19 protein-coding genes are annotated in these 24,300 nt (G+C 41.7%); 15 read left to right on the forward strand and 4 right to left on the reverse strand.

What is annotated here, in order from left to right:
* Positions 1 to 96 precede the first annotated feature (96 nt).
* Positions 97 to 1,722 carry an ArnT family glycosyltransferase gene (locus ACLFKQ_RS04680; protein ID WP_448998705.1) on the forward strand — a complete coding sequence of 542 codons (1,626 nt, stop codon included), beginning with the start codon at positions 97 to 99 and terminating at the stop codon, positions 1,720 to 1,722.
* 270 nt (positions 1,723 to 1,992) lie between these two features.
* Here the strand turns inward: ACLFKQ_RS04680 and ACLFKQ_RS04685 are convergent, their stop codons facing one another.
* The gene (locus tag ACLFKQ_RS04685) at positions 1,993 to 2,385 is read right to left on the reverse strand and encodes an AbrB family transcriptional regulator (protein WP_448998706.1); all 393 of its coding nucleotides are present in this window, start codon (positions 2,383 to 2,385) and stop codon (positions 1,993 to 1,995) included.
* A gap of 246 nt (positions 2,386 to 2,631) precedes the next feature.
* On the opposite strand from ACLFKQ_RS04685, the gene ACLFKQ_RS04690 reads away from it, so the two are divergent.
* From ACLFKQ_RS04690 to ACLFKQ_RS04720, 7 genes are all read left to right on the forward strand, one after another.
* Positions 2,632 to 3,075, forward strand: a complete 444-nt coding sequence (locus tag ACLFKQ_RS04690; protein ID WP_448998707.1) for an Rrf2 family transcriptional regulator — start codon at positions 2,632 to 2,634, stop codon at positions 3,073 to 3,075.
* Between the two features lie 14 nt (positions 3,076 to 3,089).
* The gene (locus ACLFKQ_RS04695) at positions 3,090 to 3,482 is read left to right on the forward strand and encodes a GFA family protein (RefSeq protein WP_448998708.1); all 393 of its coding nucleotides are present in this window, start codon (positions 3,090 to 3,092) and stop codon (positions 3,480 to 3,482) included.
* Complete coding sequence (cbiB, locus tag ACLFKQ_RS04700) at positions 3,479 to 4,453, forward strand: adenosylcobinamide-phosphate synthase CbiB (RefSeq protein WP_448998709.1); 975 nt, start codon at positions 3,479 to 3,481, stop codon at positions 4,451 to 4,453. The genes ACLFKQ_RS04695 and cbiB overlap by 4 nt, the downstream gene beginning before the upstream one ends.
* A gap of 425 nt (positions 4,454 to 4,878) precedes the next feature.
* Positions 4,879 to 5,862: an RNA polymerase sigma factor, RpoD/SigA family gene (locus tag ACLFKQ_RS04705; RefSeq protein ID WP_448998710.1), complete on the forward strand. Its 984-nt coding sequence runs from the start codon at positions 4,879 to 4,881 to the stop codon at positions 5,860 to 5,862.
* A 258-nt stretch (positions 5,863 to 6,120) separates the two neighbouring features.
* Positions 6,121 to 7,722 (forward strand): aminotransferase class I/II-fold pyridoxal phosphate-dependent enzyme, encoded by a 1,602-nt coding sequence (locus tag ACLFKQ_RS04710; protein ID WP_448998711.1) that lies wholly within the window; start codon positions 6,121 to 6,123, stop codon positions 7,720 to 7,722.
* Positions 7,723 to 8,473: 751 nt separating this feature from the next.
* Positions 8,474 to 9,715 (forward strand): DUF4912 domain-containing protein, encoded by a 1,242-nt coding sequence (locus ACLFKQ_RS04715; protein ID WP_448998712.1) that lies wholly within the window; start codon positions 8,474 to 8,476, stop codon positions 9,713 to 9,715.
* 492 nt (positions 9,716 to 10,207) lie between these two features.
* Entirely contained in the window at positions 10,208 to 10,654 is a 447-nt protein-coding gene (locus tag ACLFKQ_RS04720) for a response regulator (RefSeq protein WP_448998713.1), read from the forward strand.
* A gap of 92 nt (positions 10,655 to 10,746) precedes the next feature.
* Here ACLFKQ_RS04720 and ACLFKQ_RS04725 read toward each other — a convergent pair whose 3' ends face one another.
* Positions 10,747 to 12,081, reverse strand: a complete 1,335-nt coding sequence (locus tag ACLFKQ_RS04725) for a TldD/PmbA family protein (RefSeq protein WP_448998714.1) — start codon at positions 12,079 to 12,081, stop codon at positions 10,747 to 10,749.
* 137 nt (positions 12,082 to 12,218) lie between these two features.
* Here ACLFKQ_RS04725 and ACLFKQ_RS04730 point away from each other — a divergent pair, with 137 nt between their 5' ends.
* A complete protein-coding gene (locus ACLFKQ_RS04730; protein ID WP_448998715.1) occupies positions 12,219 to 13,637 on the forward strand; it encodes a circularly permuted type 2 ATP-grasp protein in 1,419 nt (472 codons plus the stop codon).
* Positions 13,638 to 13,705: 68 nt separating this feature from the next.
* Positions 13,706 to 14,689, forward strand: coding sequence for a pyruvate dehydrogenase complex E1 component subunit beta (locus tag ACLFKQ_RS04735; RefSeq protein WP_448998716.1), 984 nt, complete (start codon positions 13,706 to 13,708; stop codon positions 14,687 to 14,689).
* A gap of 446 nt (positions 14,690 to 15,135) precedes the next feature.
* Here ACLFKQ_RS04735 and ACLFKQ_RS04740 read toward each other — a convergent pair whose 3' ends face one another.
* Complete coding sequence (locus ACLFKQ_RS04740) at positions 15,136 to 17,073, reverse strand: TolC family protein (protein WP_448998717.1); 1,938 nt, start codon at positions 17,071 to 17,073, stop codon at positions 15,136 to 15,138.
* Positions 17,074 to 17,490: 417 nt separating this feature from the next.
* Here ACLFKQ_RS04740 and isiD point away from each other — a divergent pair, with 417 nt between their 5' ends.
* The 5 genes from isiD to ACLFKQ_RS04765 all read left to right on the forward strand — a co-directional run bounded on the left by isiD (position 17,491) and on the right by ACLFKQ_RS04765 (position 21,489).
* Positions 17,491 to 17,706: a protein IsiD gene (gene isiD, locus ACLFKQ_RS04745; RefSeq protein WP_448998718.1), complete on the forward strand. Its 216-nt coding sequence runs from the start codon at positions 17,491 to 17,493 to the stop codon at positions 17,704 to 17,706.
* Between the two features lie 219 nt (positions 17,707 to 17,925).
* The gene (locus ACLFKQ_RS04750; RefSeq protein WP_448998719.1) at positions 17,926 to 18,480 is read left to right on the forward strand and encodes a phycobiliprotein lyase; all 555 of its coding nucleotides are present in this window, start codon (positions 17,926 to 17,928) and stop codon (positions 18,478 to 18,480) included.
* Positions 18,481 to 19,266: 786 nt separating this feature from the next.
* On the forward strand, positions 19,267 to 19,575 hold the full coding sequence (locus ACLFKQ_RS04755) for a CpeR family transcriptional regulator (protein WP_448999455.1): 309 nt from the start codon (positions 19,267 to 19,269) through the stop codon (positions 19,573 to 19,575).
* A 423-nt stretch (positions 19,576 to 19,998) separates the two neighbouring features.
* Positions 19,999 to 20,928: a cation diffusion facilitator family transporter gene (locus tag ACLFKQ_RS04760; protein WP_448998720.1), complete on the forward strand. Its 930-nt coding sequence runs from the start codon at positions 19,999 to 20,001 to the stop codon at positions 20,926 to 20,928.
* 123 nt (positions 20,929 to 21,051) lie between these two features.
* Entirely contained in the window at positions 21,052 to 21,489 is a 438-nt protein-coding gene (locus ACLFKQ_RS04765; RefSeq protein ID WP_448998721.1) for an MgtC/SapB family protein, read from the forward strand.
* A 68-nt stretch (positions 21,490 to 21,557) separates the two neighbouring features.
* On the opposite strand, the gene ACLFKQ_RS04770 is transcribed toward ACLFKQ_RS04765, so the two are convergent.
* Positions 21,558 to 24,281 (reverse strand): cation-translocating P-type ATPase, encoded by a 2,724-nt coding sequence (locus ACLFKQ_RS04770; protein ID WP_448998722.1) that lies wholly within the window; start codon positions 24,279 to 24,281, stop codon positions 21,558 to 21,560.
* Positions 24,282 to 24,300 lie beyond the last annotated feature (19 nt).

The following is a 24,300-nucleotide window of genomic DNA, read 5'->3' on the forward strand; positions in this document are numbered from 1 at the left end:
AGTTTAATTATTTTTCCCAATCACCACTCAATTCCTCGCAGTAGCTGAGAAAATCAACTTATTCGGCTTAAGTAACTTTTGTCGCTCGATCTGTTTATGTCATCTAATCCTACTTTTATTTGGAGACGCTCTACTAATAAACTGCGCCAGGGAGAAATTTGGCTGGAATATTTTTGTGTTGCCGGCTTGTTTTTAGCAGCTTTAGGATTATTTTTAACTAATTTAGGCGGTCTACCTCTTAGTAATGCAGAAGCCCGATTAGCCCAGACAGCTAGGGAAATTTACTACTCATCAACAAGTTTAAAGCTTTGGATTTTTCCCAATCTGTGGGGTGAACCCATTCTCAACTACCCGCCTTTAATTTGTAATCTAATCGCTCTTTCCTATTCTCTTTTTGGTATTAGCGAAGCTACGACGCGTTTACCTGGAGCAATACTCAGCGCTGTTTCAGTTTTAATACTATACAAAATCGGTCGTGAAATTTTTATCGCTCGGCTTCCTGCTTTGTTTTCTGCTACCATTTATTTAACTTTTTTACCTGTAGTTCGTTTGGGGCGTTTGGCTACATTTGACGGCGGGCTACTTTGTCTGGAGATTTTAACGATTTGGGCAATTTTGCGCTCCCGCCGTAACTTATGCTGGACTCTGGTAGCGGGAATCATCTTAGGGGCAATTGGCTTGAGTAGTGGCATTCAAAGCTTACAAATTTTGGCGGTCGCCTTAATATTTTTGTATTGGGATACTCCTCGTCTAATTAGTTCTGTCTATTTATGGCTTGGAATCGGTTTGGGTATCGTTCCTACGATTATTTGGTATGCCGCTCAATGGTATCGCTATCATGAGGCAGTCGCTATTGTCGATTTTTGGCAGTTATTGCTCGAACCAGTTAAAACCATCGATTTAGGAACGCCAAGTTCTCGATTTAGTCAGCTTGTAGTTTGGCTGCAGTATTTTTTTCCTTGGTCGATTGTCGTTTTTGCTGGTTTGCAGTCAGTCAGACAAAACCTTCACTGGGGTTGGAGCAAACTAATTCTAGTTTGGACGAGCGCGACTATGCTTGTGGTTTTATTCGAAGCCGACCGACAATACTGGTATATTTTACCTATTTGTCCTGCCTTAGCCCTCGCTGGTGGTGCCCAACTACAGCGAATTCGCAATTTACCTAGTTACATTGACTATCCTCGTTTTTGGGGTTTTAGCTGGGGGGCTATGGCGAGCGTGGTTGCAGTTGTTGGTTTATATGGCAAATTACATAACCAGCTTGATTTTTATTGGGCTTCTATTGGAGTAGGCTTAGTAATGACTTTGGGAACCGCATCGGTGTTAATCTTTAGAAGAAAACCAGAGTTCATACCCATACTTTTTTGGGGGTTTTATGTCTCCCTATTTATATTTGTCAGTTCTCCATATTGGATTTGGGAATCATCGACCTTCGAACCACTCCAGCCTCTTGCCGCTCTCATTAAACACCAAGTACCTCGAGCGCAAATTGTCTACACTTGTGAGCCAAAAGATAGTGCCGCTCTTAGTTTTTACAGCGAACATCAAGTTGTTTTTTTAAACCTGCAACAGCTTAAAAAATACTGGTCAGAGAGTTCGTCTGCCTATCTGTTACTAGATAAGCCTGCGATGCAAAAACTTAACTTGCCGCACTCGGCAATTGTCACTACTCCAGCTCTAGACCACACTTGGTTTCTTGCTTCCAAGAGAATTGAAGATTAAAGTAATCCTACGTGAGTTCGACAGAGGCTTAAAGCCTGATTCTTTCGTAAGTTGAAACCGTTATGATTTCGTTAAGAGACTAATAATTTCTGTTTTTATCGAACTCACGTTAATCCTGGTTAATTTGGAAAAATTTGTGGCATGAGGTTGTTAACTTTTTTAATAGCAACAGCATGATAACCTCTATTAATTAGGATTCGAGCCACAACCTCCTAGCTTAAAGGCTAGTTAAAATTTCCGTTAACTCCATAAACGAATTGAAAAGTTATTTTATTCTTCTTCATGTTCATCTCCATTTATTTGTCGGAGATGGATATGTTTTCTGCCTAGAGTAATTTCAAACTCATCTCCTCGTTTTAAACCCATTTTAGAAGTATAAGCCGAACCAATAAGTAAATTACCGTTAGACTGAACGCTGATGCGGTAGCTAGCAGATCTTCCACCTCTACCTTGACCATCAGAGGTGCTATCTAACTCAATTCCTTCGGCATCGATTAATGCGTTGAGAAATTTCATCATGTTGACTCGTTCTACACCGTTCTTAGTAACCGTATAGTAACCGCATTCTCGAGCCTTTTCCTCTTTGGAGAGATTATCTAGTTTTTTGACTTTATCGATTAGTTCTTGACCAACTAAAGGTTTGGGTTGGGTTGTTTTTGCCATCAACTTAAGACAACTAAATTATACGTTTGGTTTACAGATTTGCTTTAGCTAAAGTTATGCCAAGGCAATAATATTTATCTTGTTAGATCCATCTAAAACTATATTACACTTCTCATGTAAAAATAACTAAATTAAAAAAATAAACTTTTAGTAGCTAGTTTGAACCTCAGAAAATCAAATTAATACTTGCTTAATACATAAAATTAAATGTATAAAAATATTTTATCTAGGAACTTAATTATTTGCATGAAGTTAACAACTCGGAGCCACTACAGTGTAAAAGCACTACTAGATCTTAGTTTGCAGCCAGAATACGGACCGACATCAGTTAAAGAAATTGCCCTTCGTCAGGATTTACCAGCTCCATATTTAGAAAAGTTATTGATAGAAATGCGGCGTTCTGGCATAGTGATTTCTATCAGAGGAGCTCATGGAGGCTACCAATTAGCCTGCAGCCCGGAACAAATTTCTTTAGGCAAAATTCTAGAAGCAGTAGGAGAAACTATTGAACCTCTATCTAACTACAGTCCCGATATAAATATTGCAGAAGACTGGGTAACATTTACTCTCTGGCGCAGACTGCATCAAAAATTAAAAGAAGCTTTATATAATATTACTCTAGCAGATTTATATTACGATGCTCGCAGTCGTCAGGCAGCCCAAGGAGAAGAAAATAATTTTATTGTTTGATTGGGGTAGGATTAATGGGTAAAGAAAAATCTGCAGCAATTTATCAAGGCGGTTGTCACTGTGATGCAGTGCGTTTTCAGGTTAGAGTCGATCGCTATAGGGTAGAAGATTGCAACTGTTCGATTTGCCGTAAGAAAGGTTTTTTACACTTAATCGTTCCTCCCGAAAATTTTACCCTTCTTAGAGGAGAAAATGTTTTAACTACCTATACGTTTAATACCCATATTGCTCGACACACATTTTGCTCGATTTGTGGCATTCATGCTTTTTATCGTCCCCGTTCTCATCCCAAGATGATTGATGTCAATATTCGTACTCTCGATGGCGAAGCGATGGCGCAATTTACCATCGAACCTTTTGATGGCAAAAACTGGGAAGCTAACGTACACAAAATTCGGAATTCTTGACTATTGCAATTGACATTCAACCTTCAGCATCGATCTTATTGCTGGCAGCCATTACCGATTTTTTTATTGGCGATCCCTGGAATTGGCTGCATCCCGTGAGAGTTATGGGCGGGATAATTAAAATTTCGTCTCAGTGGATAATTGCTAGCACTTTCAAACCATGGCAGCGTCGCTGGGGAGGAATCCTACTGGGTACTAGTATGATTATCGGTAGTGGCTTGGCTGGCTGGGGAATTATCGAGCTGGGAAATCGGATTCATCCTTGGCTGGGTAAAATCATCGCAGTAGTGCTACTGGCTAGCTGCTTTGCCGGCAAAAGCCTGCGACTTGCGATAGAAGATGTTTTGCAGCCTTTGACTCAAGGGAATCTAGCTACAGCTCGCTCCCGTTTGAGCTTATACGTTGGTAGAGATACCGAAAATTTATCCGAGTCAGAAATACTGCGAGCTTTACTCGAAACAGTAGCAGAAAATGCTGTAGATGGGGTTACTGCGCCGCTGTTTTACGCTATTTTAGGCGCGTTTATCCCAGCAGTAGGAAGCGTTCCCCTGGCTTTGGGTTACAAAGCTGCTAGCACTCTCGACTCAATGATAGGGTATCGACGCGAACCATACCGTCACTTGGGCTGGTTTAGCGCGAGATTGGAAGACTATCTAACTTGGATCCCCTGTCGCTTGACGGTACTGACTCTTAGTTTGGGTTCTGGTTCGCTGTTAAAAGTTTTAGCTTTATGCTGGCGAGATGCAGCTAGCGATCCCAGTCCCAACTCAGGTTGGAGCGAGTGTGTATATGCTGCTATCTTGAAGGTACAGTTGGGAGGTACTAATTTTTATCGAGGAGTAGCTAAAATTAAACCTTTGTTGGGAAACTCAATCGAATCCATTACTACCCAAAAAATCATCCAAGCCTTACGATTAACCCGTTACTGTTTCTTAAGCTGGTTGGCGTTCTCGATTTTACTGTCGATCTAGAAAAATTTTTTCGGTAAGTTTTCAGGTAAAGCTTAGTTTGCCTTCAAATAAATACGAGCCAGATATCTGATGCGTGAAAATACGACATTAAACCACTCAACCGGTTCGGCAATCTCTCTAATTGAAATCTATACGTAACGACTAATTTTAGTACATAATAATAATAGTAGTAATAGTGTCGCATATCTCGAACTAACTCGTTTTAAAGTTAGATTGTCAGGCAATTTTAGTTCAAATTTTTATTGAACCTTTAACGAGTTTTTAACGTCTAAAGATTCGAACGCCAAAGTTGAGTTGACATATCAACTGTCTAAAAAACGAAAACTATTCGTATTATCAATATAGTTAATACAAAGATAAATATGTCTAAATTCAGCTAAATCGACGGAATTTACGGTCGTTTCAAAGGAGTCATAACTGTACAGATGCCCAAAGCCAAAATAGATAAATCAACCAAAAAAGCAAACCACTCGGCAGATATGGTCAGAACTTATCTGCATGAAATTGGTAGGGTACCGTTGTTAACCCACGAACAAGAAATTGTTTATGGGAAGCAGGTGCAGAAAATGATGACCCTATTGGCAGTAAAAGAAGAGTTAGAACAGAAGTTAAATCGACAACTCAGTCTGAAGGAGTGGGCTAACGAAGTCCAAATGAGTGAAGTAGAACTGGATAGGGTTGTCAAGATAGGACAACGGTCAAAAAGAAAAATGATTGAGGCTAATTTGCGCCTAGTAGTAGCGATCGCTAAAAAATACCAAAAGCGCAACATGGAATTTCTCGATCTAATTCAAGAAGGAAGTTTGGGTTTGGAAAGAGGAGTAGAAAAATTCGATCCCACTAAAGGATACAAATTTTCTACCTATGCTTACTGGTGGATTCGTCAGGCAATCACTAGAGCGATCGCCCAACAGGCTCGCACGATTCGCTTACCAATTCACATTACCGAAAAACTTAACAAAATCAAGAAAACACAACGAGAACTGTCGCAAAAATTAGGTCGTAGTGCCGAACCAAGAGAAATCGCGGCAGAACTAGGCTTAGAAACCTCTCAAATTCGTGATTATTTAAGCGTTGCTCGCCAACCAATTTCTCTGGATGTACGCGTCGGCGATAACCAAGATACGGAATTGTCCGAACTCTTGGAAGACGACGGCATTTCTCCAGACAACTATGCCACTCAGCAACTGCTAAGGCAGGACTTATACGATCTTCTAGCGGATTTGACACCCCAACAACGAGAGGTACTATCTTTGCGTTTTGGGCTAGAAGATGGCAAGGAACTATCTTTAGCTAAAATCGGTCAAAGAATGAGTCTCAGCCGCGAAAGAGTGCGTCAATTAGAGCATCAAGCTCTATCACAACTAAGAAGAAGACGTTCTTATGTCCGTGAATATATTGCCAGCTAATAGCTAAAATATCTTTCGCCGGACGATTGGCGATCTACACTGGTTTGTTATAGATTCAATCTAAATCTAATAATTTATTTTCTAACCAGAATGAGGTCGCCGAGCAATCGAAAGTAAATAAACCAACACGAACCCCTGCTAAATACACTAGTATTTAGCAGGGGTTCGTGGCAAAATAACCATCGTATCCGAGCGCATGGTCTGGGAAAGTGTCGGCTAGACCAGAAGTTACTAAATAAAGTGGTGTAGGAGTTAATAATGACACTATTAAATGGAATCTGGAACGGTAAGGAAAACAAAAATGTTTCTCTAAGAAATGGTGCATTACATAATCTTAGTAATTCATCTAAAACAGAAGTCATCGAAGGTTGGCTCATCGACAAGCTGGCACAAATACTGGCAATCGAACCCAATCAAATCGATGTGAGTCAAGATTTTGACGAATACGGTTTAGACTCAGCCGAAGCGATTAACCTCTCAGGAGAATTAGAAAATTATCTCGGCTGTCGGCTTTCCCCTACTCTGCTTTGGGATTATCAAAATATCGAAACTCTAGCTAAATATTTAGCTACGAACTTAGATCGCGTTTCCGCAAAGGAAACTACTACCAGTTCAGAAGTCGACGCACTTGCCAATGAGGGAGACACCAAAATTTCCCCAGAAAACTATGTTTTTGCAGAATTTCCCGAATATCAAAAGCTTTCCTCTCAGTTGCAACAAGTAGCTAGTTTAGGTAATGGCAATCCCTTTTTTGTTCCCCAAGAAAAAGTAGTTAACGATAAAACGACCATTAAAGGTAGGGAGCTAATTAACTTTGCTACCTACAACTATGTTGGTATGTGTGGCGATCCTATAGTTTCCCAAGCCGCCAGAAATGCCATCGACCTATATGGAACTTCTGCCTGTGCCAGTCGCTTAATTTCGGGAGAAAAACCCCTACATCGAGAGTTGGAAGCCGAAATTGCCAATTTTATTGGAGTAGAAGACAGTATCGTTATGGTGGGCGGTCATGCAACGAATGTTACTACTATCGGTCATTTGTTTGGCAAAAACGATCTGGTCATCTACGATGCTCTCAGTCATAATAGCATCCTACAAGGGTGTTTTCTCTCTGGAGCGAGTTTGGTGGCTTTTCCTCACAACGACACTGAGGGGTTAGAGAAAATCTTGAGCGATCGCCGTCAACGCTATCAACGAGTATTAATTGCTATCGAGGGAGTTTACAGTACCGATGGTGATATTGCCAATCTACCTCAATTTATCGAACTCAAGCAACGCTATAAAACTTTTTTAATGGTCGATGAAGCTCACTCGATGGGCACGATTGGCAAGAGTGGTCGCGGTATTAGTGAATACTTTGGGGTCGATCCTCGCAATGTCGATATTTGGATGGGAACACTCAGCAAATCTTTCGCTAGCTGTGGTGGTTATATTGCTGGCGATCGCGCTTTAGTTGAATATTTAAAATATACTGCCCCCGGTTTTGTCTTTAGCGTCGGCATGTCTCCTCCTAACGCAGCAGCAACTTTAGCGGCAGTTCGTTTGTTAAGAACCGAACCCGAACGGGCGACACTTTTACAAACTAGAGCCAAGTTATTTTGGGAATTAGCTAGAGCTAAAGGATTAAAGACGGGAATGAGTAAAGATTCTCCGGTAATCCCGATTATTGTCGGGGATTCACTCAAATCTATTCAATTATCTCAACATTTATTTCAGCGAGGAATCAACGTTCCTTTTATGATTTATCCTTCCGTACCACAAAACGAAGCTCGATTGCGATTTTTTGTAACCTGCAACCATACAGAAGAACAAATTTATTATACAGTAGATACTGTAGCTGAAGAGCTAGCCAAACTATAGGCTAATCAAGAAGAGATAAGGTCAAAGATGACTCGATTGATGCTTTTCAATCTCTTACAATCTTTATCCATCTCATTCTTCAACTCAAAATTCAGTAGGGACGCTCGAGTTTTCTAGAGCGTCTCGTTTTTGGAAGTAAATCACAGAGACTAGAGAGGTAGGGTTGTTGGTTTCCGATCTTTTCAGACTAGAAAGAGTTTTCCTACTAGGGGACGGAAACCCTCAAAGTCAAAATTTGTTGACATCAATAGGATCGCCCGCAAACTATGGGGTCAGGTCGAATTTTTTTAGTGAATTTAATCCCGTTTATTACCCAAACTCATCGAGACGGTGACTACGACAGGCAAAAAGTCATGAAATGATAACTTTACGATCCCCAAACACCAGTAAACTCGTCAATCAGCCGTTTTTTCTCGGTTACGCCCCTCGATCTCCAAGAAATTTTTTTGTTAAATATAGTTAAGTAGTCGCAGATTAATCTGCATTAGTAGATCGAACAGAACAATTTTGTGATTTTTGTAAAAGGCAAAAATTTCGCTGTTTGCAGTTTAAGTACAAATTTAGAAAACACTGTACCGAGCAAAATATCTGTGACCAAAAGATAAGTAAACAACTGTTGGTTGACAATTAACCTTATCGAGATCGTTCTAAGCAGCAAAAACTTAGAAACTTAAGGATTTAACTTTTTTAAGAAGACCATAGAACTACCAGCAGTTAAACCCCGTCTACACCACTGGAGACTGTACTTAAAATGGCAAAAGAACGCCCACCATTAGAAGAAATGACTTTAAGGCAACTTAGAAAAGTTGCCAGCGAGTTTAGCATTTCTCGTTACAGTCGGATGCGAAAAGCGCAATTACTGACTGCCATCCAAGAAGCAATAAAAAGTTCGGAAAAAGCAAGATTTTCTCAAAATTTACCAAATTTACCAGTAGTTACCGAGGAGCAAGAAGTGAAAGCTGCAAAATTTGAAGTAGGTCAAGAAGACAACCAAAACGATTCTCTAACTTCTGTAGACCGCGATTTAGGCGACCTTCCCGATGGCTATGGCGAAAGCCGCATTGTCTTGATGCCTCGCGATCCTCAGTGGGCATATGCTTATTGGGACGTTCCTAACGAGCGTAAAGAAGAATTACGCCGTCAAGGCGGACAGCAACTAGCTCTGCGTCTCTATGACGTTACCGATATCAACATTGATACTCAAGCACCCCACAGCGTTCAAGAGTATCTCTGTGATGAAATGGCACGGGAATGGTACTTACCGATTCCGGTGAGCGATCGCAATTACGTTGCTGATATTGGCTATCGCTGTGCTGATGGTCGTTGGTTAGTCTTAGCTCGTTCGACGGCAGTTAGTATTCCTCCTGTCTATCCTTCTGACTGGATTGAAGATGCTTTTATTACCGTTAACTGGGAAGAAGATATACGAGGCAAAACCTTCTACGAACTAGTTCCTCCCGCTAAGAAACAAGCTAGCGTTACTGCAGATGGAATTGCAGAAGGTAACAAGATTTACGACCGCGTCTTTGGCATGACCAAATCTACTGAAGCAATGCGTGTCGCTGGCTCTCTATTCGGTTCGATGCAGCAGGTTCCCGAACAAGCAATTAGCTCTTATGTATTCCCCTCTGGAGTGGGTATGTGGGCAGTGCCTAATGTATCGGGCTTAAATATGTCTGGTGTGGGTTTTTCTGCCGAGGTAGTACCACCCCGTCCTCGCAAGTTCTGGCTAATTGCTGATGCGGAACTGATCGTTTATGGTGCGACCGAACCCGATGCCACCGTTACTATTGGCGATCGCCAAATCAAACTCAATCCCGACGGTACTTTCCGTTTCCAGATGTCTTTCCAAGATGGTTTAATCGATTATCCTATCAAGGCTGTTGCATCTGACGGAGAGCAAACCCGCTCGATTCACATGAAGTTCGAGCGCGAAACTCCTTCTCGCAATACTAATACTAAGGAAGAAGCAGTAGAAGAGTGGTTTGCTTAATTCTCAAACAGCTAAAAGTTAAATAGATTTCTCCGCTCGCTCGAGGGGTTTGGCAAGTTCAAACCCTTCGATTTTTTTTAGGCGATCGCCATAACTGGCAAAAGTCAGATGGTCTGACTTTCTCATGTTTTACAGCAGTTTTCCGTTCAGTATTAAGATCTTAGAGGAGCTGATAATGTTAAGTTAAGTTTAATTTTATTGTGTTGTGTTAAGATTTATCCGTCGAACTCAATCAAATAAGTATAAAGGAATACCTAATGCCATCTAACCAACGCCATTTGGTTTACAGTGGATTTATGAGATTGGGGCTGACACACTATAATTACTAAAAATTAATTACTAAAAATGTCTGTAATCCTCTGTTTATCGTCTATTGTTGCTCATCTCAATCCCTAGTTTTATTGCATAAGTCCTAGAGATAAAGCTGATTTTTACGTTTAGGCAGTCAAATTATTAATTGTAGATTTCTAGTAAATAAACCGAATTAAATTTATGAAATCGGACTTAGATTCTTATCAAAATGAAACAGAACCGACAATTTTAGTAATTGAAGATAACGAAGACAATTTATTGTTTATTTCTCACGCACTAATTTATTTAAACTATACTTTTGTAGCGACAACCAACTTACAAGAAGCCAGAGCGGTAATTGGGCTGCGTCTGCCGGCACTAATTTTGTTGGATATCATGCTGAGCAATGAAAACGGCTTGAGTTTGGTTCGCCAACTGAAAAAAAATCCTCTAACCAGAAAAATTCCCATCGTAGCAGTAACGGCGATAACCAGTCAAAGAGAATGCGATCGCCTCTTACTCGAAGGTTGCGATCGCTACCTAACTAAACCCTATTTACTCGAAGATTTGCAAAGAACTATTGCCAGTTATATCGAGCCAGCTGCCGTAAGTATTAACGAGTCTTTTCCTTTGGTTTCTCTGAGCTAATTCAAAATAGACAATAAAATCCCAATCTAGCCCGGTAACTTAGGATAACTTTCAATCGCTATTCAAAATGATACTGTTGAGGCGATCGCCTATCAAACACTGTCAGTAATACTGCTAAAGTGAAAGTTATTAACTTGGCAACCAGGGATAACGCTTCTCCCACAACGCTGCGCCGCACTGACAGCGACAACATTTGCCAGCATTTCAGGTAGACTTTGATTGAAGCGTAAATTTTTGACCGGATAGGCAAGCTTGCCATCTTCAATGAGGAACGTACCGTCTCTAGTCATTCCCGTTACTTCTAGAGTTCGAGGATTGACGTAGCGCACGTACCAAGCGCGGCTGACAAAAATCCCTCTTTCGGTATTGGCAATTAAATCTTCGATACTTTGTGTCGAGCCAGTCATGACCATGGGATACATCGCACCAGTAGGCTGTTTGCCCTGTTTTTCTGCCCAGTATTGACTGTAAGATAGAGTTTGAGGAATACCATCTTTGATGACATCTAAGTAGGTATTGGGCAGACCATTGCTAAAAAATCGTCCCGACTGCAACAGAGGATGAGCGGGATTGCGCTGTACCTGGACGAGGGGACTAAACAATCGTTCGCCAACTTTATTTCCAGATTCATCACTACGAGACATAAACGAACGCCCTTCATCTGCTGCCCTCGCATCTAAATTCCATATTACCCAGGGTAGTAAACTGCTCATTGCCGCAGGTTCGAAAATAACCGTATAGTCTCCCGGCTGAATTTCTCGGGGATTGGCTGAAGCGATCGCCCGGTCGATAACTCTGGTAGTTGTCTCTTCAATAGGCAACTGGGATACACTCCAAGCCGTGCGTCTACTCCAGCTAGAACCATTTTCCAGACGAGCGGTAAAGCTGAAATTGGCTTCGGTGCCGCAATTACTGGCGAGTAATCCGCGAGAGTTACCGATGGCGTATAGGGAAGTATCGGTACTCAGAGTTCCCGAACCGTTGACCTTGGCATTTTTGCTTAGAGAACAAACTTTTTGAATCATTGCCCCTTTATCCAAGGGAGATAGATTGGCAGTAAGGCGATCGAAAGCTGGAACTCTAGCTTCATATGCTTGAGGGGGCAATAATTCTACCCATTCCGGGTCTTCAGGGGCAAAACGGGCTAAAGTTTCCGAACGGCGTAAAGTTTGGCGAATAGCATCTTTATCGAGTTCGGTAGTGGAGGCAGAAGCACTGCGCTTGCCAAAATAGCTAGTTATTGTCAAATTGAACTTATTTTTGCGAATATTTTGACTAATTTGATTTTCACTAAAGCGACTGAGAGCCGCTTCACTGGCGCTCAGGCTGACAAATACCCCTTCTGCTTCCGAATCGGCGATCGCCGATTCGATTAAAGTCTGAGCTTCTTCTTCACTGATGAGAGTAGTAGCGGTAGCTATAGTCATAACAATTAGCAATAAACAACTGGCAGCAGACGGTAAATGATTTAGAGATTACTCCACCCTAAGATTGCGGAGCCGGCTCCAATCATTGGTATAAAATTATTTTGATTGTGCTTTAAGCTGAAAAAATTTATAAAACCGTGCTCTTAGATTCTTATAGTACCGAAAATTTTTATGATGAGTATTTTGCGGCTACCGGTAAACCGCGATCGCACCTCGTGGCAGTAGTTGAATGGCTACAGCAACAGTCGTTGGCAGAACTAGAAAATATTCAACGACAGGCGCAACAAACTTTAGAGGAATTGGGAGCTATTTTTATCGTCAACGGTAACAGACAAGTATTGCCTTTCGATATTATTCCCAGAATTATTGCAGCGAAGGAATGGCAGCAGTTAGAAGCAGGGTTAAAACAACGAGTTTTAGCTCTCAATTTATTTTGTGCCGATGTATACGACCGCCAGCGAATAATTAACGATGGCATCATTCCTGAAGATATCGTAACCTCTGCAGTTGGCTTTGTACCCGACTGCCTGGGCATCAAGACACCCAATGGTGTTTGGTGTCAGGTTAGCGGTATCGATCTAGTTAGAGACGAAGATGGTAAGTGGTTCGTGCTAGAAGATAATCTTCGGATACCTTCTGGCGTTGCCTACGCGCTTTACAATCGCTCGACTATGGAGCAAACTCTACCCCAATTATGCGAGGGAGTGGCAATTGAATCACTGTCAGAATATCCGCAGCAGTTACTTAACACTCTGCTCGATAGTTCTCCTAGAAGCGAATCGCCGACTATAGCAGTATTAACTCCAGGTTGTCACGAATCTGCCTATTTCGAACATTCCTTTTTAGCCCAAGAAATGGGTGCTTATTTGGTAGAGCCCAAAGATTTGGCGATCGTTGATGGCTATTTAAAGCTGCATACTGCTGCCATCCCGCAGCAGATCGACGTTCTCTACCTTCGCGCTAAGACCAATCTGCTCGACGATCTCCCAGGAAATAACCATCAAAGCGGTACGGCAGCAATTATCGCTTTATGTCAACAAGGAAAACTGGCTGTAGCTAATGCCATCGGTACGGGAGTAGCAGACGATAAAGTAATTTATGCCTACGTACCAGAAATGATTCGCTACTACTTAGGGGAAGAACCTCTCCTTGCCAACGTTCCTACCTACCTCTGCTGGCAAAAGAGCGATCGCGCCTATGTTTTAGATAATCTAGATAAGTTGGTAGTCAAATCAGCTAGTGAAGAAGGAGGCAAGGGAATGTTAATCGGAACTCAGGCAAGTAAAAAAGAAAGAACATCCTTTGCCGAGAAAATTCGAGCACAACCCAGAGAATATATCGCCCAACCGACCATTGCTCTATCTAGAATTCCCACATTAGTTAATGGCATCATAGAAGGCAGACACGTAGACTTGCGCCCCTTTGTCTTACATCAAGGCGAACGCCTCTATGCTTTTCCTGGCGGATTGACCAGAGTCGCTCTAGTCAAAGATTCTTTGGTAGTTAATTCTACTCAAGGTGGTGGTAGCAAAGATACTTGGATTTTGACAAACTAATCTAAGTTACATTTGTGTGTATATAGATAGTGGTAGGATTAATTTTTGCTGAGGTTAGATAATTATTTATGGCTGAAACTTTGATGTTTAACGCTTTAAGAGAAGCGACAGACGAAGAAATGGCAAGGGATAATACTGTCTTTGTCTTGGGAGAAGATGTCGGACATTACGGCGGTTCGTACAAAGTTACTAAAGACCTGTATAAAAAATATGGCGATCTGCGCTTATTAGATACTCCCATCGCCGAAAATAGTTTTTGCGGTATGGCAGTAGGGGCGGCTCTTACGGGTTTGCGCCCGATTATTGAAGGGATGAACATGGGTTTTTTGTTGCTGGCGTTCAACCAAATTGCCAATAATGCGGGAATGCTACGCTATACTTCCGGTGGTAATTTTAAAATTCCCATGGTAATTAGAGGACCGGGAGGAGTAGGCAGGCAGTTAGGGGCCGAACACTCTCAGCGGTTAGAAGCTTACTTTCATGCAGTACCGGGTTTAAAAATTGTTGCCTGTTCTACTGCCTACAACGCCAAAGGGTTATTAAAAGCGGCCATTCGAGATGACAACCCAGTTTTATTTTTCGAACACGTCTTACTTTACAATCTCAAAGACGATTTACCAGAAGAAGAATACATCGTACCCTTAGACAAAGCAGAAATTGTCCGTAAGGGTAAAGATGTTACCATACTGACGTATTCGCGGATGCGCCACCACTGCACTCAGGCTTTAAAAGCGATCGAAAAACATGGTTACGATCCTGAAATTATCGATCTAATTTCTCTCAAGCCTTTCGATATGGAAACAATTCGCGAGTCAGTACAAAAAACTCATAAAGTAATTATTGTCGAAGAATGTATGAAAACAGGTGGGATTGCTGCCGAGCTAGTCGCTTTGATTAACGAACAGCTATTCGATGAATTGGATGCCCCAGTGCTGCGTCTGTCGTCCCAGGATATTCCTACTCCCTACAACGGTGCTTTAGAAAGATTGACCATCGTACAGCCAGAACAAATCGCCGAAGCAGTACAAAAAATGATGGAATTGCGCATCTAGGCGATTGCCCTATTTGGAGAGCCAGCAGTTCTGTTGCTAGTTAAAGTAGACAGGAAGCAAAGATATTAGCGGGACTTTGACAAAAAACTGGGTTCAAAATGGGGTGAAAGCCTGATATATCAATTGTTTAACCTCAAAACAGCTAAATTCTTAATATATCTGGGTTTCAGGCGATTTTACCTCGACGAGGTAAAATCGCCGTCTGGTGAGGCTTTCACCCCTTTTTGATAGGTAAAAATTGTCAAAGTCCCGTTAGGAGGAAATTTGGCGGTATTGTAGTAGTAAAAATGATAAGATTTGCCGTCGATACGGGGTAAAATAGTTGTTTTAAAAAAAATTAGCTGAGATTTACCCTCTTCCTATGCGTCATTTCCCTGTCTCTAGTTTGATTTGCCCCGACCCGATACTGATTGCTTATTTTCCTAGCCAGGGAGAGCGCATATAGACTATGGCAAATCGAACAAGCTATTGTCGGGTAAATTAGTAACCGCTCGCTGTATTTGAGCAAAAGATTGGTTGTAATCGATAATCGCACTAACCAAATCTCCTCTTGCCTGAGTTAGTGCTGTTTGAGCATCAATAACATCAGTTTGCGTACCTACTCCAGCTTGAAAGCGCAGTCTTGCCAATCTTAGACTTTCTTCAGCAAGTTCTACTCCTCTAGTTGCCGTATCGATGTTTTCCTGGTTGGCTTCTAGTCCATAAAAAGCTTGCTCTACTTCAAACCGAATCAAGTTGCGCTGGTCGGCGAACTGAGTTTCAGCAATATCGATATCGGTCTCTTCCTGATCGGCTATAGCACGAGCTGCACCACCGTCATAAAACTGCCACTGTACGATCGCGGCAACAGTATAACCATCTCCCAGTTGGTCGACATCATCATCAAAACCGTTGAATACGTCGTAACTGCCAGTCACGCTGACTTGGGGTCGGATCGTCGCCAGAGCAATTTCTCTCTGCGCGTCGTTAATTTCTCTTTGCAAGAGAAACTGTTCTAACTCAGCACGATTTTTATAAGCTAGTACGATACTTTCTGCTAGAGATAAATCCCAAACACCAGTTTGTTCGATCGCATCGGCGGTTCTTAAATTTACCTGTTGTCCCAAACTCAAAGTTTCTGCCAGTTGTCTTCTAGCAATGTTTTGGTTCGCTAGAGCGGTAGTCAATTGTTGTTGCGCCTGAGCCAATTCTACCTCGGCTTGTAACACCTCAAATCGGGTACCCAATCCTGCCTGTTCTAAAAGCTGAGCATCCCTCAAGGTTTGTTGGGCATCCTCAACCGCAGCGCGTTGAATTTGGACTTGAGCGTCGCTATCTTGCAAATCGTAATAGTCGGTAGCAACGTCGAGACGAGTTTGTGCGACGGTCGTCTCTAAATCTAGTTGATTAAAACGCAATTGTCTTCTAGCGCGGCGAATATCTGCCGACCTTCCTCCGCCAGCATAGATATCGTAGTTAACGGATACCTGTCCGGTAAAATCGCTGGAGGTTTCATTAGGTTCGACCGTGGTAAAAGGACTGTCTTCAAATTCAATTTCTTGTATATCTCCACTAGCAGGGCGAGCATTTTGAACTTGTAGCTGAGTACTAAAAGTTGGATAGAGTGCCGCTCTTGCTTGACGGAGTTCTTCTTGCGATCGCTCCAAGTTGAGACGCGATACTTGTATATCTCTATTATTTCTCAGTGCTAGTTCGAGTGCCTGTTCTAAAGTAATCGGTTGTGCGGCTTCGAGATCGACCTCTTCGGGCTTAGTAGGAAACTGCAGGGGATAAGAACTGGGATCGAGAACTTCTGGATTGGGAATCGGTTCTTCGGTTGCCTCTAGAATGTTACGGTCATTTTCTGGTAGTGTTGGTGTAGACTGAGATAGCTTCGGCATAGAGTCAGAGGTTATTTCCCTGGGTTCGTTATTCACAGAAGTAGGGGTCTTTTGTCTGAGTTTATCGACCAAGAGCTGTGAAGTATCGTTCGTTCGAAACCCTGTAAGCGGGGAGTTTTTGTCCAGGTTTATCTCCCCGATAACATAATTCTGCGCCACTAGAGCTGGCAAAGGTGACTGAGCTTCTGAAAATTGCCTCTTGGCAAAAGAACGGGCTTTTCTTGGAGACAATTCTTCCCCAGAAAGCGAATCGAAGCTAGATGAATGGTTAGCAGTTAAACTTTTGTCAACATCAACGATTATTTTAGATCTTTGGGAGGGAACTACTTGTAATGAGGTTTCAGTCGCCAAAATATGAGAGTTAAACTGCGAGTCGGACGATTGTCTACTGTCTTGACGTTGGTTGGACTTAGGTGATTCTGCCGCACTCGCTAAAGTCACATTACCCAGGGCTATAGCAGTTCCAATACCAACAGCTTTAAGAATTGTTTTAATTTTACCCACTCCTCACTCCTTATATTTCAGGAAAATTAACCTTTAAAGTCTGACATTTTAGAATTATGGTTTCTTCAATAAAGCTCGGCTGTGTCGCAATAGAGCAAAATTTATTTGCCCGCTAGCGGACTAGGCAATTAGTCTTTACTCGACCGTTCGACAGCGAAGCCTACTTTGAGCATCGAGAGATATAGTTGATTTCTTTCTTAATATAACAGTCCTACATTTAAGAACCTAAAAGTCAACCTGTTTCTCAAGCCAATTTTTTTTTACCATAATTGAAAATGTCAAGTGTAGATTATTGTTAAGAAAATGACAAATCTAAAAAATTTGTAAAACGAGCAATTCGATCTCAAAGCAACATCCTAAGTTAGAATTTGTTTGAAGTCCACCTTTTGGCTCGATTGCTTTCTGGGAAAATTAACAATGAATAATACTATAAAGTTGTCCGGACGCAGCATAAACGATTTGACGGTAGAAGATGTAGCAATTTTGGCTAATCGTTTAGAAAAAGATGAATACAATACTCCTTTTGAAGCTTTAGAAGATTGGCATTTACTTCGGGCGATCGCTTTTCAGCGAGAAGAACTAGCTAAACCATATTTTCATTTGTTAGATATTGAAGCTTATGATGAAGCTTAGAACTATAAGAACTCAAATTGTGTAATCTCAATACATTAATTTTACGGTAATTTGTCGTTAACTAATTCTTTAGGGTTTGTGGAAAACTATGGTTAAATCTGTGGAAAAGCAATTTTTGTTGTGGAAAACATTTGTCTGATTAAGACTTTAATGTAAAATATTCGACCCAGGTATTTATCGCGGAATTGTGCGATCGCCGTAATTTTATCGGTAATTTGAATGCAAGATTCTATTTTTCAACAGTTTTTTCAAGACTGCATTGGTAGCTGGAAAACAGAACGTACCTATCACTATTTGTCCGAGCAGCAAGTCGAACGCTCGCAAACTACTTTTCAAGTTCGACCGTTAAATACCGAGCAAAAAGTCAAAGTTTTGGCAGATAATGACTATGATTTAGTTAGAGATTTGGATAATTTGCCGGGATTTAATTTAAGTTTTTACACGATCTCAGAAACAGGAGAAGAGGTCACACAGAATTTAAACTTGATGTTCGTACCGACTACGGCAACTGGTTCGCTGCTCGAGGGAGATTATTTACGCGATCGCGCCTATGAAGAAGCCAGACCGGTTGTTTCTCATTTTTGTTTTAATTCTGTTACTAAAGAATTGTTAATGACAACTAACTATACCAGCGTTGTCTCCATTGATTCGATTATCCTCACCAATCCCAAGTTACGAATCCGCAAAATAATTAACTATCTGCGTCCTGCTCAAGGGCAACCCCTCGAAAAAGTTCTGCTCGTAGGTTTTGGCGTAGAACTAAAGCTAGACTGAGCAAAGATTATGGCAGTTAGAGCACCTTAAAAATCCGAAACTGGTTAATATTAATTAATATAATATTAACCAGCAATAATTTACAAAACTTGATGCTATGATTTCTAACTGCATTGTATAAATGAACTTGTAAACAGTAACTTGTTATCTTTCCCTACTTCAGTTTGAAGTTTAGAAAGTTGGTGAAAACTTTACTGGGAAATAGTCTTGATAACCTTCAGGACTACTCGATCTCAAACCTTTCTGCGTAGCTCGATTGGTAATTGGCAATAGAGTATGCGTAGAGTAATGAAACATTAAATAATTAAGGTGTTTTTTCGTTACTCTGCGTTGGCTTGAGCTTACAGTAATCGATGATTTCGCAAAGAGAATCATTATCGTTAATGGCAAGCAAAAGTAGCAGTAACCAAAGGGCTTAATTGCAATTTATGGCTTTTACTTGTCGAGTTCCCCAAAAAAGGGTTCAAACTTATTTAGTTAACAACGATCGAACTTTCTGCGATAACTTGGATTAGTTAGATCGCGGCAATGATCTCGATAACGCTTGACAGGCTTGGGGTTCTGCTGCAAGTCCTTTAAAGTTCGATAAAAAAACTAATTATGCATCCAAACTACCTCCGTCGCAGTTTTAGAAACGAGCTCAGCCATCGACTTTAAGTTTTTATTTCTCCGACCGAGATTTACTTTATTTTTTCTTCAGTCGAAGTGTATTCAACCGAACCAGAAAAACACCAGAGTTATTTAAGAAATATACAAATGATGATATCGGAGCTAAAAATAAATAGGATGTTGCCACCAGTAGCAAGCAAAAAGATGCAAGCATGGATTAGAAGTAAACATCTAATTTGTGAAGGAAATTTTTTTGTTTTTGAAACTTTAGAATATTCAACGGTAGAAAGATTTGAAGAGTGTGTTAAAAGCTTGGGAGGAAGTTTAATTTCCGTAGAGCCGATTAAAAAGGTTTGGATTGGCAATCATCGTCAGGTAATTTTATATCAAGCCAAAGCTAGTTTGCATACTCCCAATCACGATTTAAAGCAATATTGGATAAAATACGGCAGTTTTTATACTAGATTCGACGAGCGTTTTTGCTAAGACGCTAGCAGAACTAACTTTAAAACTCATCAAGTCGAGCGCCTCACTTATCTAAGCTTGAAAAAGATTTGAAGCTAGCAATCGATTCAAATTTAGTCAAACTTAAAACAATAGAGATTGCATTTGCTGGCGATTTTGCCGTAGTTGTTGGTGTGAAGCCTCGGTTGCAGTTTCAGACTGTTAGCTTAATTAAACGATAAACAAATTTAACACTATTTTTTTGATGCCAACAAATCTTAATTTCCCTAAGAAATAAAATCACCAAATAATCGAAACTCGATTATCTATTTATTAAAAAAAGTTGCAATAAGCTCTTAGTTTTTTAACATTTAAAAGTATCTTTAAGTATTTAGCGTTAAGGAGTCTAATTATGTTTTGACTTATGATTATATAACAAAGGTATGGAGGGGATTTTTAGCAAACATGCAAGACAATCGTTCCCAAGTTCGCAAAGTTCTCTGGATAACTTTGCTGCTAAATTTATTTGTAATGTCATTAAAAGCAACCATTGGTTTTGCCATTGGTTCTCTGAGCCTGCAAGCTGACGCATTACACAGTATTACCGACAGTGCCAACAATATTTTAGGTTTAATTGCCAACCGCTTTTCTTCTCCCTTACCTGATCGAGAGCATCCTTACGGACATCAAAAATTTGAAGCAGTTGGTGCGTTGGGAATTGCCGCGTTTTTGGGAATTGCTTGTTTTGAAATTCTCCAAGGTGCAGTCGAACGTATCGCTTTTGGTGGTTCGCCTGTAGAAGTTTCTCCTAGTGAATTATGGTTGTTGTCAATTGTCTTAATAGTCAACATTTTTGTCGCTATATACGAACGCCATGTTGGTAAGAAAATCGGTAGTCCAATTTTGATTGCCGATGCCAAGCATACTACCAGCGATATTTGGGTGACGGTGGTGGTAATTGCCGGTTTAATAGGAGTCTGGCAAGCTTCGGTGTTAGACATCCCCCAACTACGATCGCTCGATGTAATCTTGGCTTTTCCTGTCGCTTTATTAGTATTTTGGAGCGGTTGGGAAGTCATCCGCGACAACTTACCTTGGCTAGTAGACGAAATGGCGATCGCTCCTGAAAAAATTCACCAGATCGTCATGGCAACTCCAAGAGTAATCAACTGTCACAATATTGCTTCGCGCGGCGTGTTGGGCAGACAGGTATTTATCGAAATGCACTTGATTGTAGATACTTCCGATGTCAAAACCGCTCACAAAGTTACCGAACAGGTTGAAAAACGTTTAGCAGAACGTTTTGGTAAAGTTAGAGTCTCGATTCACGTCGAACCACCAGATTATCAATCCGATGAGATTAGTTTTGGTAGCACGGAAACTGCCGATCTATAAAGCTTGCAATCTATAAATCACAGCCCGATTGAGTTATGGCAGTATATTTGATTAGTTAGAGCAATTGAATTTACAATTTTATGAATAAATCCAAACAAATATCGACCTACCAATCAATTTACTTTGGCAGTAACTTCTTTTGCACCCCTTAGCTGGCAAGAATTAACTTTACGTTTGAGTATCGCCTTTATTGTCGGTACGATTATTGGTTTGGAAAGAGAAATTAAAAGTAAACCAGCAGGATTGAGAACTAATATGTTGGTGTGTTTTAATTCGGCTCTAATCGTCATCGTACCGATTCAAATTGGAGCAGCACAAGAGAATTTGGATGTCTTAGGCAGAACTATCTCTGGAGTCATTACTGGGGTAAGTTTCATTGGCGGGGGAGCAATCTTACGAGAGCCCGACCGCGTTAAAGGTTTGACTTCGGCTGCGGCAATTTGGGCTACAGCGATTTTAGGAATTACTATCGGCTGCGGTTTATGGTTGCTTGCAATAGTAGGAGTTACAGTAAGTTGGATAATTTTGAGAATTTTTGCTATTTGGGAAAAACATATTTAGAATGCTGTTATTTTAGCTTTTACCCGATGTCTAGTTGGCGATCGTCAATTACGGTTAAGGACTGGATATTAACTCGATTTTTTCTGCCGTTTGCCTCGAATCGCTTTGACTATCTGACCGACAATCCAGGGAATCAAACTCATGCCTATGACCAATCCCCATCCTTGCCAACCAGGATTAACCGTTTGTAAAACATCAGATAGTACCGGTAAATATACTGCCAATAACAATAAACCAGTACAAACTCCAATTGCGCCCCAGATGTAGGGATTGGTGGTTACTTCGTTGCGAATCATTCCCGTACCGACCTCGCGCATATTAAATACGTGCCACAGTCGTCCAAATGCCAGGGTTAAAAAAGATACGGTAACCGCTCTTTCCCGTTCCATTTGGAAATAGAGTAGCGCGATCGCCAAAGCTCCTAGTATGGGTATAGCAATTAACAAACCGTACAGGAAGATCGCCCACCAGTGTCGGCGAGTGAGGATCGGCTCTTGAGAATCGCGGGGCGGACGTTGCATCAGCGTTGGATTGCCAGCACCCACACCTAAGGCTAGGGCGGGAAAGACATCATTAACGGCATTGATAAACAGAATTTGCAATGGTAGCAAGGGTAAGGGTGCGTTAGTAAAAGAAGCCGCAGCCACCGCCATAATTTCCCCCATGTTCCCAGAGAGCAAATAAAGGGTAAATTTACGAATATTGTTAAAAATCGCGCGACCTTGCTCGATGGCGGCGATAATCGTGCTAAAGGCATCGTCTTGCAACACCATATCCGCTGCTTCACGAGCTACCTGCGTGCCGCGCTGACCCATTGCTACCCCAATGTCGGCTTTTTTTAGAGCGGGGGCATCATTAACTCCATCTCCCGTCATCGCTACTACCGAGCCAGCTTCTTGGTGTAAAGCAATCAAATTAAGTTTTTGTTCGGGACTGACACGGGCAAAAATTGGTACCTGTCGTAGGCGTTCGTGTTCGCTTTCTGATAGTTCATCGGGGCTTTTTAAAGCTTTGCCCTGTTCGGCTTCGGCTTCTTCTGTGGTAGTCAAGCCCACTGCCAAACCGATATTACGTGCCGTAATCGGTTGGTCGCCTGTAACCATAATTGCTCTAATTCCTGCCTCATGACAGGCTTTAAGTGCTTGTTTGACATCTTCTCGCGGTGGGTCTAATAAACCTACTACTCCCAGTAGAGTCAATTCTTTATATGGTTCGACTTCGCTACTGTCAACGGTCTTTTGTGCCAAGGCTAAAATTCTCAAACCATCTTGCGCCAGGCGATCGCATTTTTCCTGCCAGGCTTGATAATCTTGACGGTCGAACTCTTGAGTTCCTTCATTAGTCAAGATATGAGAACAAATAGGTAAAACTGATTCTGGCGCACCCTTAACCGTAACCCGATACTTACCTTCGTTTTTGTGATAGGTTGCCATCATTTTAGTTTCCGCATCAAAAGCGACTTCACGGGCTTCTGGGTGTTGCTCGATTAATTCGTTACGCCAAAAGTTGCCTTTAGCACCCGCCACTAACAGGGCAACTTCCATCGGATCGCCAATTACCTTGCTTTCTTTGTTAGTCGATTCTTGGGGTAAAGAGGCATTGTTACACAACACTCCCACCTCTAAAAGTGCCTGTAGTGCTTGGCGATCGCCTGGATTTAGTTGCTTGCCATCTTCGGCAATAAATTCTCCTTCTACCTCTAAGCCTTCTCCCGTAACTTCGACCTTCTCTCCAGCTAAAGCAATTTCTGCTACCGTCATCCGGTTTTCCGTCAGAGTCCCCGTTTTATCGGTACAGATAATACTGGTTGCCCCCAAGGTTTCTACCGCCGAGAGACGATTAATCAGGGCATTGCGTCGTGCCATACGCCACATACCCCGTGCTAGAGCGACAGTTGCCACAATGGGCAATCCTTCTGGTACTGCCGCTACCGCCAGGGCGATCGCAGTTTCCACCATGGTATAGAGGTCTCTGCCGCCAATAATTCCCGATACGGCCACCAGAACGGCAATGGCTAGGGTTACCCAAATCAGCCTGCGTCCCAGGCTATCTAGCCTTTTTTCTAATGGGGTAACTTCTTCTTTGGCTTCTGCCGTCATGGAAGAAATATGACCCAATTCTGTGTTCATTCCCGTTGCTACTACGACCCCTTCCCCTGCCCCCCTGGTAACTGCCGTGCCTTTAAATAGCATATTTTTGCGCTCGGCTAGGGGTAAATCTGCTTCTAATTGCTCGGTCGTTTTACTCACGGGCACTGACTCCCCAGTCAATGCCGATTCATCTGCTTGTAGTTTGGAAGCTTCAATTAGGCGTAAATCTGCAGCTACCACATCACCACTATCTAAAACAACCACATCCCCGGGAACGAGTTCTTCAGCGTCAATTTCTTTTACCTGGCCTTCGCGCCGAACTTTAGTTTTAGTGTGACTGAGCTGTTGTAAAGACTCCATCGAGCGCACCGCTTTGATTTCGGTAAAAAAACCGATTGCGGCATTGAGCAAAATGGCGACTACGATCGCTATTCCTTCAATCCATTCTTGAAAAGCAAAAGAAAGAACCGCTGCCACCGCCAAAAGACCAATAATTGGGCTTTTAAACTGAGCGATGAGAATCTGCCAGGCACTGCGACGCTTGAATTCTTGTAAACGATTAGAGCCGTACTGTCGCTTTCTTTGTTTGACTTCGGAATTATTTAATCCTCTATCTGCTTTGACTGAAAGATGTTGCAGAACCTTGCTAGTAGCAAGAGAGCTAACTCGTTCGAGATCTGGTAAGTCTTTTACTGAGGTCATATTGTTATAGCGATTTGAT

This window comes from Myxosarcina sp. GI1(2024), from assembly GCF_053543375.1.